We start from the raw sequence: 15059 nt of genomic DNA on the forward strand, positions 1-15059 counted from the left end.
CGCACAATTCAGTTAATACATCGTGATTTGGTTCTCGTGAATAGAAATTTTTAGTCTGTGAATAGCCGCGAGCACTTCCGCGGCTTTTATAGGATCCATGGAGGTAGAGAGCTCGGTTGTATAACGTGTCATTTTCACTTTCTCGGAGGTAGTGATTATTTTGATACCGAATTGCTTTTCTACCAGGTAAATCATCTCTTCGAAACTGGCATCGTTCAATATCAATTTTCCAGATTTCCAACCCAAAGTGGCAGGGTCAAATCTTTCTACAGTTACCGTGGAAATATCTTTATGTAATACAAATGATTGATCTTTATTTAAAATAGTTGCCCCATGTTCTGGCATCTCCACTTTAACCTTACCCGAAACAACACCCACCGTCATTTTTGACAATCCTTCGTAGGCAGTAATGTTAAAGGCCGTGCCGAGTACGGTGGTTTTAATCGACCCGTTTTCCACGGTAAAACGATGCTGCTCATCGCGGGCCGCCTCAACATAAATCTCACCATCCAAGAGTTCTACCTGGCGATTTTTAACAAAATTCCGGGGTATTCTTACCCTGGTGCCTGCATTTACAACTAATTGGGAGCCGTCTTCCAACAAAATATTCTTGTATTCCCCGTTATTGGTAATAATCTCTGTATATGGCTGATGGCGAAGGAAGAAAAATGTACAAACTGCTACCAGGAGCGCTGCCGCTGCTGCCGACCATTTAAAAGAAGCGCTCAAGTAAAAGGATTTAGCAACTTTAATTTGCGGAGAAATGGTATTCCATATTTCAAGGCGGATCTTTTCTTCTTCCTGCCTATCTTTAAAAACCGCTACCGGTGGGTCTTGATCGAAGGAATCGTACCATTGATCAACAATTACGTTTTCCTGTTCGGGCGTTTTCCCGAGCAAGTAATTGCTGAATAGTTTTTTGATTTTAGAGACTTCCAATATGCACGTTTTAGTACCTTATCTAGAAAATGAAGGTTTAGTACTAGACGAAGGATAAATTTTTCAAAAAATTATTGGATAGGTAGGAAAAGGAGGACTAGCAACCAAGCCCATTCCCCGGCATCATTGGCATGCAATGCCGACCGTAACCGTTTTAAAGCTTCGGTAAGTTGGTTTTTTACGGTTTGCTCGGATAAGTTTAATTGCTTGGCAATATCGGCTATAGATAAATCTTCTTCCCTGCTCATGCGGAAAACTTGCTGCATCCGGGTAGGCAGTCTTGATATGGCAGCTTCTATCGAAGCTTTTAACTCCTTGGTTTCGACAGTTTCATGGTTAAGTTCGCCCGAAAGCACTTCCAGGTAATCTATCTTCTTTATTTCTTTTGCTTGGAATGCATAATGACTAATAACCCTGTACTTGACCGCTGTATATAAATACTTTGCAATATCTCCTTCTTCTTTAATTTCAACTTTATGCCTCCTGTTCCAAAAGCTGATCATCACCTCTTGAATAATGTCTTTCGCCTCGTCCTGATCCACCCTTTGGCAAGCCTTTATATAAAGTGTTTTCCAGTATTTATCGTACAACAGTTCGAAAGCTGCTGTATCGTCTTCTTTTAAAGACTGAATTAATGCACCGTCACTGTTCCGTTTTTCATACATTTTCCGAAAATTAGCTGGGACGATTTCCGTCGTGAAAAAACGTTATAATTTCTATACCGGGATCAAATATATACTTTCAATACAGATTATCGTAAGCTTTTTCCCCGTTCTCAAAGGATTGATCGCCATATGAAACCTGCTTTTACCGGTTTTCGTATATTTTTAATTCTTTCCCCGCTTGTTTATAAGTTTCTGCTTCATAAGCATTTACAACCTCTATGATACTTTGAACGGCATGATAATAAAATCCCGGGGTAATGTGTTCAAATTCATCACTTGCCCTATGGTAATCAGGGTGATCTTCAACTCCAAAATATAAAAATGGAATGCCGATTTGATGAAATTCATAATGATCGCTTTGGTTAGTCCAATCATCATGCCCGCTACCGGGTAGGTCATGACCGCACAGTAATTTCACCGGGCTTTTTACGGCCGCCGCTTGCACTATTGAGCGTAATGCCGGGTAATGTTGCGTTCCACAAACATATAATTCATTTTTGTCATTATGGCTTACCATGTCCATATTGATATTCAGGACAATCCTGTTTTTGGATACCGGCAATTGCCTGGTAAAGGCTGCGGCGCCTTGTAGACCCATTTCTTCGGCATCAAGCGCTGCGAAGATCATGGAGTAGAGCGGGGGATTTTGCTTGAAATATGCAGCCATCGCTAACATGGCCCCAACCCCGGAGGCATTATCATCAGCGCCATTATAAATACTATCTGCTTCCGGGGAACCCTTCCGAATGCCCAGGTGATCGTAATGGGCAGAAATTACTATCACGCTGTCCAACTTGCCTTTAATATATCCGTACAAGTTTGTACCCATCAACTTTTCATCCCTTCTTTGGAAATAGAAAGCCTGTTCGTATGTATTATGAAATTGGGAAAGCCCGATCTGCTTGAAGCGATCCAGTATATAAAATTGTGCGAGCCGGTTACCCCTGGTGCCCGTTCTGCGGCCTTCATACTTATCGGAAGAAAGCGTCGCAATATCTTTCATCAACAATGATGAATCAATATCGGGCAAAGATTGCGCAAAAAGAGAGGTGCCCAATAGCAGGAAGTAAACCAGGTATATGTATCTCATATGATCGCGAATTTACACGGCATAAAAGATACGTAGATTATACCAAAAAGAAATTAAACCGAAGCCAGGTCGTATACCCCTTATTTGAACAATTGAAAAATTATCAAACTGGAAACGTAAGCCAATACGGTCATATACACAAATTGAATTACCGGGAATTTCCAGGACTTGGTCTCTCTTTTTACAATTGCCAAGGTACTCATACACTGCATGGCGAATGCATAGAAAAGCATTAAGGATAGACCCGCGCCGAGAGTGTATACCGGCCTGCCGTCTTTCCAAGTAGCAGCTTCCATCTTCTCGCGCAAGGTGGCATCGTTTTCATCCGCATCTTCTCCAACACTGTATAAAGTGGCCATTGTTCCTACGAAAACTTCGCGTGCGGCAAATGAGGTAATTAGCGCGATACCGATTTTCCAATCAAATCCCAATGGCCTGATGGCGGGTTCTATTGCATGCCCCAGGATACCGGCATATGAATTGGCTAATTTTTCGGATTGGAACGATTTCTCTATCTCGGCTCTTATCGAATCAGTGCTGGCTTGTTCTATTAAAGGTTCAAATTTGGCATGCACCGCGTCCATCTTTTTAGATGGCCCATAAGAAGCTAAGAACCATAATATTATAGAAATTACCATGATAACCTTCCCGGCATCTGTAATAAATATCTTCGCCTTTTCTACCATGGTTGTACCCACATTTTTCCAACGTGGCGCCCTATAGTCGGGCAGCTCCATGATGAAATAACTCTTTTCCTTGATCCGGATAAGCCATTTAAGCACCGCGGCAATCATGATAGCCATGATGAAGCCTAATAAATATAGCCCCATCATTACCAAACCTTGTAAACTCAGGAAGCCCAAGATCGTTTTAGAAGGAATCACTAAAGCGATCATGATGGTATAAATCGGCAAGCGCGCGGAGCAGCTCATCAAAGGCGTAACCAAGATCGTGATCAGCCTTTCCTTGCGGTTTTCTATATTCCGCGTAGCCATAATCGCGGGCACGGCACAAGCCACGCCACTTATTAACGGCATAACTGATTTACCATTCAAACCAACCTGCCTCATCAGGCGATCGGTCAAAAAGCTGATCCTCGCCATGTAGCCCGTGTCCTCCAAAATGGTGATCAAACCGAATAATATCATGATTTGGGGTATAAAGACCGCGATCCCTCCAAGACCGGCTATTACACCATTGATTAACAAATCACTAAAATTATTGCTTGGTAATATGTCGGTCAACCATCCACCCAATGAGCCAAAACCGGCTTCAATTACATCCATGGGGTAGGAGGCGAACCAGAAGATACTTTGGAAAAGTAAAAACATGACTACCAATAATATCACATAACCCCAGGTGCGATGTAATAGTATGTTATCGATCCTTTCTGTTTGAAGCTGTTTTTGAAACGGCGCCGTTTCTACTACCGCGGCCTTCATTACATGCTTGATTCTCGCGAAACGTTGCATGATTTCTTCAGCCTGCACCTTGGTTTTATTGAATTGGTTATTTTTTATGGAGTCCCCGATTACTTTTTTTTGCGAACCGGATAAAAATGTTAACTCTTCGTAGTTAACCGCAACATGTAAAGCTGCATAATCACTTGAAGTTGGGAAAACTTCCTTAACATCATGGATAACATTTGATGCAAGAGATTGATTATCAATAAAATCTCTCGCCGGCGCTCCAAATTTTTCACTAGCCAGCAATTCAATATTCTTTCTTAATTCCGCCATCCCCTTATTTTTCCGGGGATTAATGGCCACCACCGGAACACCCAATTCCCTCTCCAGCCCCGGCAAATCGATTTCCACGCCTTTGGATTTGGCCAAATCCATCATGGTGAGCGCTATAATAATGGGAATTTTAAGGTCAATAATTTGGGAGCAGAACAGGAGGTTTCTTTTAAGGTTGGAAGCATCGGCTATAACCAGGATCATATCTGGTTTGTCCCTGTTTTGCGGATTAATCAATACATCATAAGTCACGAACTCATCGGCACTCTTTGGGTATAAGCTATATGTACCGGGTAAATCGATAATGTTCGCAGTTAGATTTGGAGAAATCTTCGCGGAGCCTGTTTTCTTATCAACCGTAACGCCAGGAAAATTACTAACTTTTTGATTTAAACCCGTTAATACGTTAAACAGAGAGCTTTTACCACTGTTAGGGTTACCTACCAGTGCAATATTTAATGGTGCCTGCATTCCTTTCCTAGTTCTCTAAATTTTTTGAATACCGCAAATTTACTGATTAATTGTCCTGGCAGATGCTCAAATCGGGAAAAAAGGATTTGCGGACCTGTTTTTAACAGTATTTTTTGCCCAAAAAAGAAAAAACCGCAGTAGAAACTGCGGCTGGCTGAGCTATTTTTCTAAACTTATTGTGAATTATGATTGTCTGATTTTATCGTAAGGAGCGAAGAGGAAGTTGAATTTCTCTACCTGGGCAATGGATTTCTTCATCGCGTTGGCAGTATCATTTTCCTGTTTCTTCTCCTTTTTGGGTTGAACAGCAGGGCCGGATGGCGGGGCAAGGCTAGTATCTTGTTGATACCTGTAATGTTGCCTCACGGAATCTCTCTTGTTTTTGGCGGAAGGAGCGGCATCCTGCCCTGGGCTATTATCTAAATTTTTATCATCATTTCTATCCCAACTATCGTACACTTTTTCCAACCCGTTTTTACCTGATTTTATCTCTACACGACCGTCGTAATAATCATTATCCCAGTAATTATCATGATTTCCAAGGAAACGGTAATTCCAGTAAGCGCTGCGGTCAACTTCCACTGTTTTACCTTTGGGCACCTTGATATAAATGGCCACCCTTTGCCCGCGGTACTTTAATTTTGTTGGGATGCTGAAACCTGAAGGCAAGTAAATCACGGAATCTTTTTGCACCAATGGGATGCGGATGGACTCGGCATAGGATCTTGCCTGTGAATAAGTTCTCCCCCGGGAGAAACGATCGATTTGCATTTCGAACCTATCGGAATTACTTTGGATAATTCTCAACGAGATAGCGTCCACGATCGCGGTATCTTCCAAAACACGGAACCTGCTGTCAAAGAAATCGATATTATCCATTACTAGGGCATCATCCGACTTCTTGATATAAAGTTTATCACCTTTTACATCTTCCAACGCAACGGTTTGCATCGTTTTGGCCCCGGCCCTGAAAGATTTGGCCAATGAAATACCCAGCAGGATACTGGAAACTAAACCTATGACCCAAAAAGTTCCGAAGGCGTAGCCTACATATTTATTATTGTACTTACTACCCGTCATCTTGCGTACGAGGAACATGATCAATGACAAGATCGGTATTCCTAATAGCAAGGTGCTAGACAACCAGAAAAGTATTGATTGGTTGGTTGTAAAGATCGTATTAAGTATTGGGAACCAGGCCGCGGTAAAGGAAGTTGTAATCAATACCCCTATTAATACAAATAAGAGGATCACCGCGAAAATATAGAAGAAGCTTTTAGCTATAAATACGACAAACTTGCCGAATCCACGCGCTAACCTATCCACGGCGCCACCTATTTCACTTCCCATTTGTTTACCACGGCCGGCTGAAAAATTTTTGAAATCAGTTCCGACGTTAGACATCCTGCTTTTAAACTCCTTCATCTCTTCCTGGACGGTTGTCTTAATGTTATTAAGATCAACTTTTTCGCCCCTCATCTCTAATTTTTCAGCGGTTGATTGTGCTTCAGGCGTAGCGAACCACAATACCAGGTATATGATAAAGCCGGTACCGTACAATACGGCGAATACTACGAATAGCACCCTGAAAACAACGGGGTCAATATTAAAATAAGCGCCTAAGCCCCCGCAAACGCCACCGATCAGCTTATGATCGGGGTCGCGGTAAAAGCGCTTGGTAGGGCGGATGTATTGTTCAAAATCAAAAGCTGTTTTTTTCTCGGCCTGTTCTGCCCCCATACCTTGAGAGCCGGCATTGGTTTCATCTTCCAACTGTGAAGGTGTTCCCATGGAAGCCTTGATATCCTCGATATCCTGATCGGTGATACAATGGGCTCCTTTTTTGAGTTTATCTTGAAATACTTCCGCGATGCGGCCTTCAATGTCACTCATGATTTCATCAGCACCATCTTCTTGCGCGAAGTACTTCTTGAGGCTATCAAGGTAGAGCCTCAGCGTATCGTAAGCGGAATCCTCTATGGGGATGAGGCGGCTCGATAAATTTATGTTGATAATCTTTTTCATCGCTTAGTGAAGGTTTTAGGTTTTTAGGTATCTAAAAGGATTTTAAAGGGTACTATGATCTGTTAATTGATGTACGGCATTTGCCAACTCGTTCCAGGTGTTTTCCAATACCTTGTAAAAGTTTTCACCTTTCTCGGTCATGGAAAAATATTTCCTCGGCGGACCGGAGCTACTTTCTACCCAGCGGTAGGTGAGTAATTCCGCATTCTTCAACCTGGTCAATAAAGGATACAGCGTTCCTTCCAGTATATCGAGTTTCGCCTCTTTCATCTTCTCGATAATATCCGAAGGATAAGCTTCGCCTTGCTTAATGATCGAAAGGATACAAAATTCCAGTACCCCTTTTCTCATTTGTGATTGTGTGTTATCTATATTCATGGCAAGAGAGCTTTAATGATTCTCTGTAATCGATATCTTCCGATTACAATACAAAGGTAATGCTTTTATACTACTATGCAATACATAATACTATCTTAAGCAAAATAACTTGCTATCAATATTAGCTTACATTTATTATAATCTATAGAAAATCAAATATTTACATTTAGCACTCGGCATTTTTGCCCCAGTTATATATTTATAAACGGTCAAAACAAATGATAATCGGTATTTAATCTTCCAAAGATTAATTTTTTTCGCATTTAACATTTTTTTTACGCTTACTAGGCTTTATTTTAATGTTCGCAGTGTATTTTTGTAGCAGTTGTAATTATACATGAGAAAGTTTCTCGCCATATTATTATTTGGACTGATGTGCGTCCAATTACTTCCCATCAAGGAAGTAGGGAAACTATTGTTTAACAACCAGATTGTTGAAGAACATATTGACGGCGGCTGCTCTTCTAAAAGCCCTGTAAAGCTCGTGAAAGATTTTCACTTGAATTACACGGAGCAGGGCAGTTTGTATGACCCGCGCTTCACACTCATAAGTGGTGGGCATCAATATTTCGAACATCTACCTCCTAATCCTATCCAGGAAATTCAAACACCTCCTCCTAACTTTTTAGCTATTGCCTAAGTAATTAGGTATCCCATTCTTAACGCTATTATATCGATAGACGTACGAATGCGTATGAACGGTTCAGCCGTACCCGTATTCTTGTCTTAACCCGGGTATAATAGTTATTCACACTTGCTATTCATTTCTAGACGAGGTACAGGCGCCTATGCCGGTACCGATCTTATTGACTCATTCCACGGGATCTGCGGAAACTGCGGATTTGGACTGTTTCAATTATATCGGGCTAGTTGGGCTGCTGTATGGTTGTCTGTCAACTATAATAAATGCAAAAAAGATGAGCGTTAAAACATCTCCATTATCTAATATCAAAGGTGACCTTTCGGCGGGCCTAGTCGTATTTTTGATTGCAGTTCCCTTATGCCTCGGTATCGCGCTGGCCTCAGGCGCCCCGTTGTTTTCCGGGATGATTGCCGGTATTGTCGGCGGTATCGTGGTTGGCTCCTTAAGTGGTTCGAACCTTAGCGTGAGCGGACCCGCGGCGGGTCTCACGGCCATTGTACTTTCCGCTATCACCAGTCTCGGGGCATTCGATATTTTCCTGGCTTCAGTAGTGATAGCAGGTATGATTCAATTGGCATTGGGCTTTGCCCGCGCCGGCGTTATTGCAAACTATTTCCCATCTAATGTAATTACCGGGATGTTAACTGCTATAGGTATCATCATTATCCTGAAGCAAATCCCGCATGCTTTCGGTTACGATGCCGATGCAGAAGGGGATATGAATTTCATCCAGGTAGATGGTGAAAACACGATCACGGCCTTGTTATCCACCTTGAACCATATTCATTTGGGCGCTACATTAATTTGTGCGATATCCATTTTAATCATCGTTTACTGGAATAAAATTCCGAAGCTGAAGGCTGTACCCGCACCCTTAGTAGCTGTAATGGCAGGGGTAGGAATTAACGAATTATTTGTAGCAACCGGATCTTCTTTAGCAATTTCCGCTTCACACTTGGTATCTTTGCCTGTAGCTGATAGCTTTTCTGATTTCATCGGGCAATTTACAACCCCGAATTTCAGTGCGTTTGCAAGGGGAGATGTTTGGGTGACAGCGGCCACTATCGCCGTAGTTGCATCCATCGAAACCCTTTTAAACCTGGAGGCTACGGACAAGCTCGATCCACTAAAAAGATATTCCTCGCCCAACCGCGAATTAAGGGCGCAAGGCGTAGGTAACATCATAAGTGGTTTTATCGGTGGCTTGCCGGTAACATCGGTAATTGTTCGTTCTTCAGCGAACATTAATTCCGGGGGCCGTACAAAAGTGTCTGCCGTATGGCATGGCATCTTGTTATTATCTTGTACAGCGCTGATCCCGGTAGTATTAAATAAGATTCCATTGGCAACCCTTGCCGCGGTTCTTTTAGTTACTGGATATAAACTTTGCAAAATATCTATCTTTAAGAAGATGTTTGCCAAAGGTAAATATCAATGGGTTCCTTTCGTGGTAACCGTGTTGGCCGTTGTATTTACAGACTTATTGCTAGGCGTTGCCCTAGGTTTGGCTGTTAGCGTTATCGGCATTTTACGCGGAAACCTGAAAAGCCCGTACTTCTTCTCCAAGGAAAAATACCGCACCGGGGACCTGATCCGCATCGAGTTGGCTCAGGAAGTTTCATTTTTAAATAAGGCTAATATTCTTTTGACATTGGACCACATGCCTAAAGACAGCACCGTGGTTATCGATGCCAGCACTACCGTCTACATCGATAACGATGTACTGGAAATCCTACGGGAATTTACCCAGATCAAGGCGCCTCAAAAGAATATTAAAGTAGTACTCACGGGGTTTAAAGACGTGTACAACATCCGTAATACGGAACACATTTTTATAGAACAGCCCGGGGAAGGACAAAAAACTAATGGGAATCACACGCAACTCATTAAAGAATTGACATTAAACTAATAATAAAACAAATAACTGAATATGAACGCATATAACAAAATCACCCAGGAAAGCTTGTCACCGGCAGATGTGTTGAAGATCTTACGCGATGGAAATGCCCGTTTTGTAAACAATTTGCGTATCAACCGCAACCTTTTACAACAAATGAACGACACCCGCGATGGACAGTGGCCAATCGCGGCAATCGTAAGTTGCATGGATTCACGTACTTCAGCAGAATTGATTTTTGACCTCGGCTTGGGAGACATCTTCAGCATCCGCTTGGCAGGTAACGTGATCAGCGAATTTGTATTAGGCAGCCTGGAATATGCTTGTGCCGTGGCCGGATCAAAATTTATCGTGGTGCTTGGCCATACTAAATGCGGTGCGATCAAAGGCGCCTGTGACGGCGTAAAAATGGGTAACCTTACCCCTTTATTAAGCGAGATTCAACCGTCTATTGATGCTGAAACAACCATCACCGACAACAGAACTGCATCCAACCCCGACTTCGTTTCGGCGGTGACCAATATACATGTGGAACATTCCGTGAAAATCATCATGGAAAGAAGCCCGATTTTGCGTGAATTGATTGAAGAGGGGAAAGTTGGAATTATCGGGGCCGTTTACGATGTAGAAAATGGAGCTGTAACTTTTTGTGATCACACCATGATCATCAATCATCCAAAAGCTGCACCAGTTGCAGGATAGTAAGTGTTAAGAAGAAGGGGCGATCATCTCTTGATCGCCCCATTTTTATACATTATCTTATAGGTATTTATCGCCTTTATGCCTTTTCACTTCGGCAACATATTCCTTGATCTGTTGCTCGTTTTGTCTTTTACAAATCAGCAATACGTCGCTAGTATCAACCACGATGAAGTCATCCAGCCCTTGCAATACTACTAACTTATCATGCGGCGCCCTCACCATGTTGTTCGTTGCATCGATCACCATCACATTTTTTCCTTGAACAGCATTTTCCAAGTAGTCTTTCTCAAGATTTTCATATGCAGAAGCCCAGGTACCCAGGTCACTCCAACCAAAATTAGCAGGGATTACGTAAACGTTATCCGCCTTTTCCATGATACCGTAATCGATTGATATATTGGTACACTGCGAATAAATTCTTTCCATCACTTCTTTCTCCGCGGGGGTATTGAAAGCCTCCAGGTTCGCCTCAAACATTTCCTCGATCTCGGCCAGGTATTTTTTAAATGCGGCGATGATTGTTTTGGAGTTCCAGACGAAAATCCCGGCATTCCAAAGGAAATCCCCACTGGCAATAAACGTCTTGGCCAACTCAAGGTCGGGTTTTTCAGTGAATGTTTTTACAGGGTAAACGTTATCGGCAGCCTGTAAAGTTTCATATTGGATGTAGCCATAGCCAGTATCAGGGCGGGTAGGCTTGATCCCCAAAGTCAGTAAGGCAGAATGTTTCTGAACGAACAACAGCGCGTTCAGGCAAACACTGATAAACGAGGTACTATCCATGATCAGGTGATCCGCAGGGGCACAAATCATGCAAGCCTTGGGATCTTTCTGATGAATTTTATGCGAGATGTAAGCGATGCAGGGCGCTGTATTCTTCCGGGAAGGCTCCTTGACGATATTGTCCTTCGCCAGCTCCGGTAGTTGTTTGGCAACCATATCAGCGTACTGGTGGTGCGTTACCACGTAAATATTTTCCGGGGGAATGAACTGTACGAAACGTTCATAGGTCCACTGCAACAATGATTTTCCTGTATTTAAAATATCCAGGAACTGCTTGGGGTAGTCTGTACGACTATATGGCCAGAACCGGCTTCCTATTCCGCCGGCCATAATGGCTACATAGAAGTGATTGTTCATTGAAGTCATTGCTCTTAAATAATTCCTTCCCTTATAAGGTCATGTAAATGAATAATTCCTGCGTAACCCGGGCCGTCCATTACCAATAACTGCGTAATGTTGTTTTGGCGCATCAATTCTAAAGCATTGACGGCCAATTCACTTTGCTGAATCGTTTTCGGTTGGGTGGACATGATGTCTTTTGCGGTGAGATGTTGAGTTGCCTCGTTTTTCTCTAGCATTCTCCTAAGGTCACCATCAGTGATGATCCCGGCTAAATGTTGCTTTTCATCTAAAACAGCTGTTACACCCAACATTTTGGATGAAATTTCCACGATTACTTCCCGTAAGGAACTCTGTAAAGATACTTTAGGCTTGGCATTTAATCTACTTAAATCACCTACTTTCAGGTATAATCTTTTACCAAGGGTTCCACCGGGATGATATTTGGCAAAATCCGCGGCTGTAAACCCCTTGAGTTCCATTAAGCAAACGGCGAGGGTATCTCCCATAACCATTTGCGCGGTAGTACTGGTAGTTGGCGCCAGGTTATTAGGACAGGCTTCCTGGCTCACGGTAGTATCTAACAGGTAGTCAGCCGATTGCGCTAGGTAGGAGTCCTTTTTTCCAGCGATGGCAATAATTATATTACCAAAACCTTTTACTAATGGAACTAAAACTTTAATTTCAGGAGATTCGCCACTTTTGGAAATGATGATAACCACGTCTTGCGGTCCGATCATTCCCAAGTCGCCATGGATAGCATCCGCAGCATGCATAAAGAGTGCCGGGGAGCCGGTGGAATTGAGCGTGGCAACAATTTTTTGGGCAACGATGGCGCTTTTGCCGATACCGGTAATCACAATTCTACCGGTGCAATTGGCCAACAATTTCACACATTGCTCAAATTCTTCGTTGATATACCCTTGCAGGTTGTCGATGGCAGCTGCCTCTAACGCGATGGTTTTTAAGGCAATCGACGAAATATTTTCATTCATCGTTTGTTTCATGCGGTAGGCACAAATTTATATTTTTTAGTGCAGATCATCGATCATATAATTTATATTGAAGTAAGCTGTTTTTTAGTTAATTTCGTGTCCCCAAAAAAAACGATAATCCATTTATAGCCGTTTTATCCATCCATTTTGTTGATTTCGTCTGATTTTAGTTTTAAACTATTTATGTGATGGCCGATGCTAAGGTAAGTTTGTTGGATGCTTTACAGGAACATTTCGGGTTTGAATCCTTTAAAGGGAACCAGGAGCCTATTATCAACAGTATCCTTGCCAACAAGGACACTTTTGTAATTATGCCTACCGGGGGAGGGAAATCGCTATGCTATCAATTGCCGGCCCTGATGAGCCCCGGATGCGCTTTAATTGTATCCCCGCTCATCGCGCTCATGAAAAACCAGGTAGACCTGGTTCGTTCATATAGCAGCAAAGATAATGTTGCCCACTTTTTGAACTCTACGCTCACGAAAGCGCAGATAAAGAAAGTTAGGACAGATCTGCTTTCAGGTAAAACAAAAATGTTATACGTAGCTCCAGAAACTTTAACAAAACAAGAAAATATCGACTTTTTCAAAGATCTGGAGATCTCCTTCATCGCGGTAGATGAAGCGCACTGTATATCCGAATGGGGGCACGATTTCCGCCCGGAATACCGCCGTTTAAAGGAAATGATCGAGCAGATCAATGATGATTTACCTATTATTGCCCTCACGGCTACCGCCACGCCGAAAGTGCAAAGTGATATTGTTAAAAACCTGGGATTGCGTGAGCCGGAAATATTTATTTCTTCCTTTAACCGTCCCAACCTTTATTACGAAATCCGCCAAAAGCGTAAAAAAGATCAAACGATCAAGGATATCGTCAAGTTTATCCATCTACATAAAGGGAAAAGCGGGATCATTTATACCCTCAACCGTAAAACCACGGAGGAATTGGCCAGCATGCTTTCAGCTAATGGCATCAAGGCCGTGGCTTACCATGCCGGTTTAGACGCCGGTACCCGGGCCCAGAGGCAGGATATGTTCCTGCATGAAGAAGTTGAAGTTATCGTGGCCACCATTGCCTTCGGTATGGGTATCGATAAACCGGATGTTCGATTCGTAATCCATTATAACATTCCCAAAAGCTTGGAAAACTATTACCAGGAAACCGGGCGTGCCGGGAGGGACGGATTGGAAGGTATCTGCGTTTGTTTCTATTCCCATAAAGATGTACAAAAGCTGGAACACCTCATGCGCGATAAGCCGCTGAGCGAACGCGAGATGGGTGCGCAGTTAATCAACGAAACCGTGGCCTACGCGGAAAGCGCTGTTTGCCGCCGCAAGGTGATTTTACACTACTTCGGGGAGCCATTAGAGGAAGAGAACTGTGGAAACTGCGATAATTGTAGGAACCCGAAAGAGAAAATCGAGGTGAAAAACCGGGTGGTGATCGTTCTGAAAGCGCTCAAGGAACTAGGCGAAAGATTTGGTTCTGAATATGTTGTAAACGTGATTATGGGTAACATTAACCCGCAAATCACTACGTACAAACATGATAAATTAGCTGTTTTCGGCTCCGGTAAGGAGTTCGATGCGCACTTCTGGAATTCCCTTATCCGCCAGATGATGTTGGAAGGTTTGATCGAAAAGGATATCGAGGAATACGGCTTATTGAAAATCAAGGATAAAGGTCGTTCGTTCCTTAAAAAGCCTTATTCTATCATGGTGGCGCTCAATCATCAGTTTGATGAAGAAGCTGCTGAAGATGATGAAGAAATAGCAGCCGGGGCGCAAGCTTCCGCGGATTCAGTGTTATTCGAAATGCTGAAAGATCTCAGGAAGACAGTGGCCAAGGAAAAAAACCTGCCCCCATTCGTTATTTTCCTGGAAACTTCCCTGGAAGATATGGCTACCCATTACCCTACAACGACCCAGGAGCTCGAAAAGATCCAAGGTGTAAGCAAGGGCAAAGCTATCCGCTACGGCAAACAATTCCTGGAAGTAATTACTAAATACGTTGAAGAAAATGATATCGTCAAGCCGGATGACTTCGTCATGAAAAGCGTTGTCAACAAGAGCGGCCTGAAGGTATTTATCATTCAAAATATCGATAAAAAAATCCCGCTGGAAACCATCGCCAAAAACAAGGAGCTTAGTATGAGCAAGCTGTTAGACGAGATGGAAACCATCGTGGCCAGTGGCACCAAGTTGAACCTGGATTACTGCCTCGATGAAGAGTTGGATGATTATGCGCAGGATGAAATACTGGAGTATTTTAAAAACTGTGAAACATCCAGCCTGGCCCTGGCCCGCGAGGAATTAATTGATAGCAATTACACGCTGGAACAATTGAAATTGATGCGTATCAAGTTCTTGGTTGTGTACGGAAACTAATGC

General features: G+C 42.8%; 12 protein-coding genes. 4 read left to right on the forward strand and 8 right to left on the reverse strand.

The genetic code is table 11. The annotated features are described in order from the left end of the window. Positions 1 to 12 precede the first annotated feature (12 nt). The 6 genes from COR50_RS05110 to COR50_RS05135 form a co-directional block, all read right to left on the reverse strand. A complete protein-coding gene (locus COR50_RS05110; protein ID WP_098192998.1) occupies positions 13 to 939 on the reverse strand; it encodes a FecR family protein in 927 nt (308 codons plus the stop codon). A 71-nt stretch (positions 940 to 1010) separates the two neighbouring features. After that, positions 1011 to 1604 carry an RNA polymerase sigma factor gene (locus tag COR50_RS05115; RefSeq protein WP_098192999.1) on the reverse strand — a complete coding sequence of 198 codons (594 nt, stop codon included), beginning with the start codon at positions 1602 to 1604 and terminating at the stop codon, positions 1011 to 1013. A gap of 142 nt (positions 1605 to 1746) precedes the next feature. Beyond that, a complete protein-coding gene (locus COR50_RS05120) occupies positions 1747 to 2694 on the reverse strand; it encodes a M28 family peptidase (RefSeq protein WP_098193000.1) in 948 nt (315 codons plus the stop codon). Between the two features lie 80 nt (positions 2695 to 2774). After that, a complete protein-coding gene (gene feoB / locus COR50_RS05125) occupies positions 2775 to 4904 on the reverse strand; it encodes a ferrous iron transport protein B (RefSeq protein ID WP_098193001.1) in 2130 nt (709 codons plus the stop codon). 183 nt (positions 4905 to 5087) lie between these two features. Beyond that, complete coding sequence (locus tag COR50_RS05130; protein WP_098193002.1) at positions 5088 to 6929, reverse strand: PspC domain-containing protein; 1842 nt, start codon at positions 6927 to 6929, stop codon at positions 5088 to 5090. Positions 6930 to 6971: 42 nt separating this feature from the next. Then, positions 6972 to 7307 (reverse strand): PadR family transcriptional regulator, encoded by a 336-nt coding sequence (locus tag COR50_RS05135; RefSeq protein ID WP_098193003.1) that lies wholly within the window; start codon positions 7305 to 7307, stop codon positions 6972 to 6974. 337 nt (positions 7308 to 7644) lie between these two features. Here COR50_RS05135 and COR50_RS05140 point away from each other — a divergent pair, with 337 nt between their 5' ends. The 3 genes from COR50_RS05140 (at position 7645) to COR50_RS05150 (ending at position 10549) form a co-directional block, all read left to right on the forward strand. Then, on the forward strand, positions 7645 to 7947 hold the full coding sequence (locus tag COR50_RS05140) for a hypothetical protein (RefSeq protein ID WP_098193004.1): 303 nt from the start codon (positions 7645 to 7647) through the stop codon (positions 7945 to 7947). Between the two features lie 277 nt (positions 7948 to 8224). Continuing rightward, positions 8225 to 9859, forward strand: a complete 1635-nt coding sequence (locus COR50_RS05145) for a SulP family inorganic anion transporter (RefSeq protein WP_098193005.1) — start codon at positions 8225 to 8227, stop codon at positions 9857 to 9859. Positions 9860 to 9880: 21 nt separating this feature from the next. After that, positions 9881 to 10549 carry a carbonic anhydrase family protein gene (locus tag COR50_RS05150; protein ID WP_098193006.1) on the forward strand — a complete coding sequence of 223 codons (669 nt, stop codon included), beginning with the start codon at positions 9881 to 9883 and terminating at the stop codon, positions 10547 to 10549. A gap of 57 nt (positions 10550 to 10606) precedes the next feature. Here the strand turns inward: COR50_RS05150 and COR50_RS05155 are convergent, their stop codons facing one another. Continuing rightward, positions 10607 to 11698, reverse strand: a complete 1092-nt coding sequence (locus tag COR50_RS05155) for a mannose-1-phosphate guanylyltransferase (protein WP_098193007.1) — start codon at positions 11696 to 11698, stop codon at positions 10607 to 10609. Between the two features lie 5 nt (positions 11699 to 11703). Beyond that, complete coding sequence (locus tag COR50_RS05160; protein ID WP_232516277.1) at positions 11704 to 12678, reverse strand: KpsF/GutQ family sugar-phosphate isomerase; 975 nt, start codon at positions 12676 to 12678, stop codon at positions 11704 to 11706. 176 nt (positions 12679 to 12854) lie between these two features. On the opposite strand from COR50_RS05160, the gene recQ reads away from it, so the two are divergent. After that, positions 12855 to 15056 (forward strand): DNA helicase RecQ, encoded by a 2202-nt coding sequence (recQ, locus tag COR50_RS05165; RefSeq protein ID WP_098193008.1) that lies wholly within the window; start codon positions 12855 to 12857, stop codon positions 15054 to 15056. Positions 15057 to 15059: the final 3 nt, after the last annotated feature.

This window comes from Chitinophaga caeni, from assembly GCF_002557795.1.
Lineage (GTDB): Bacteria > Bacteroidota > Bacteroidia > Chitinophagales > Chitinophagaceae > Chitinophaga > Chitinophaga caeni.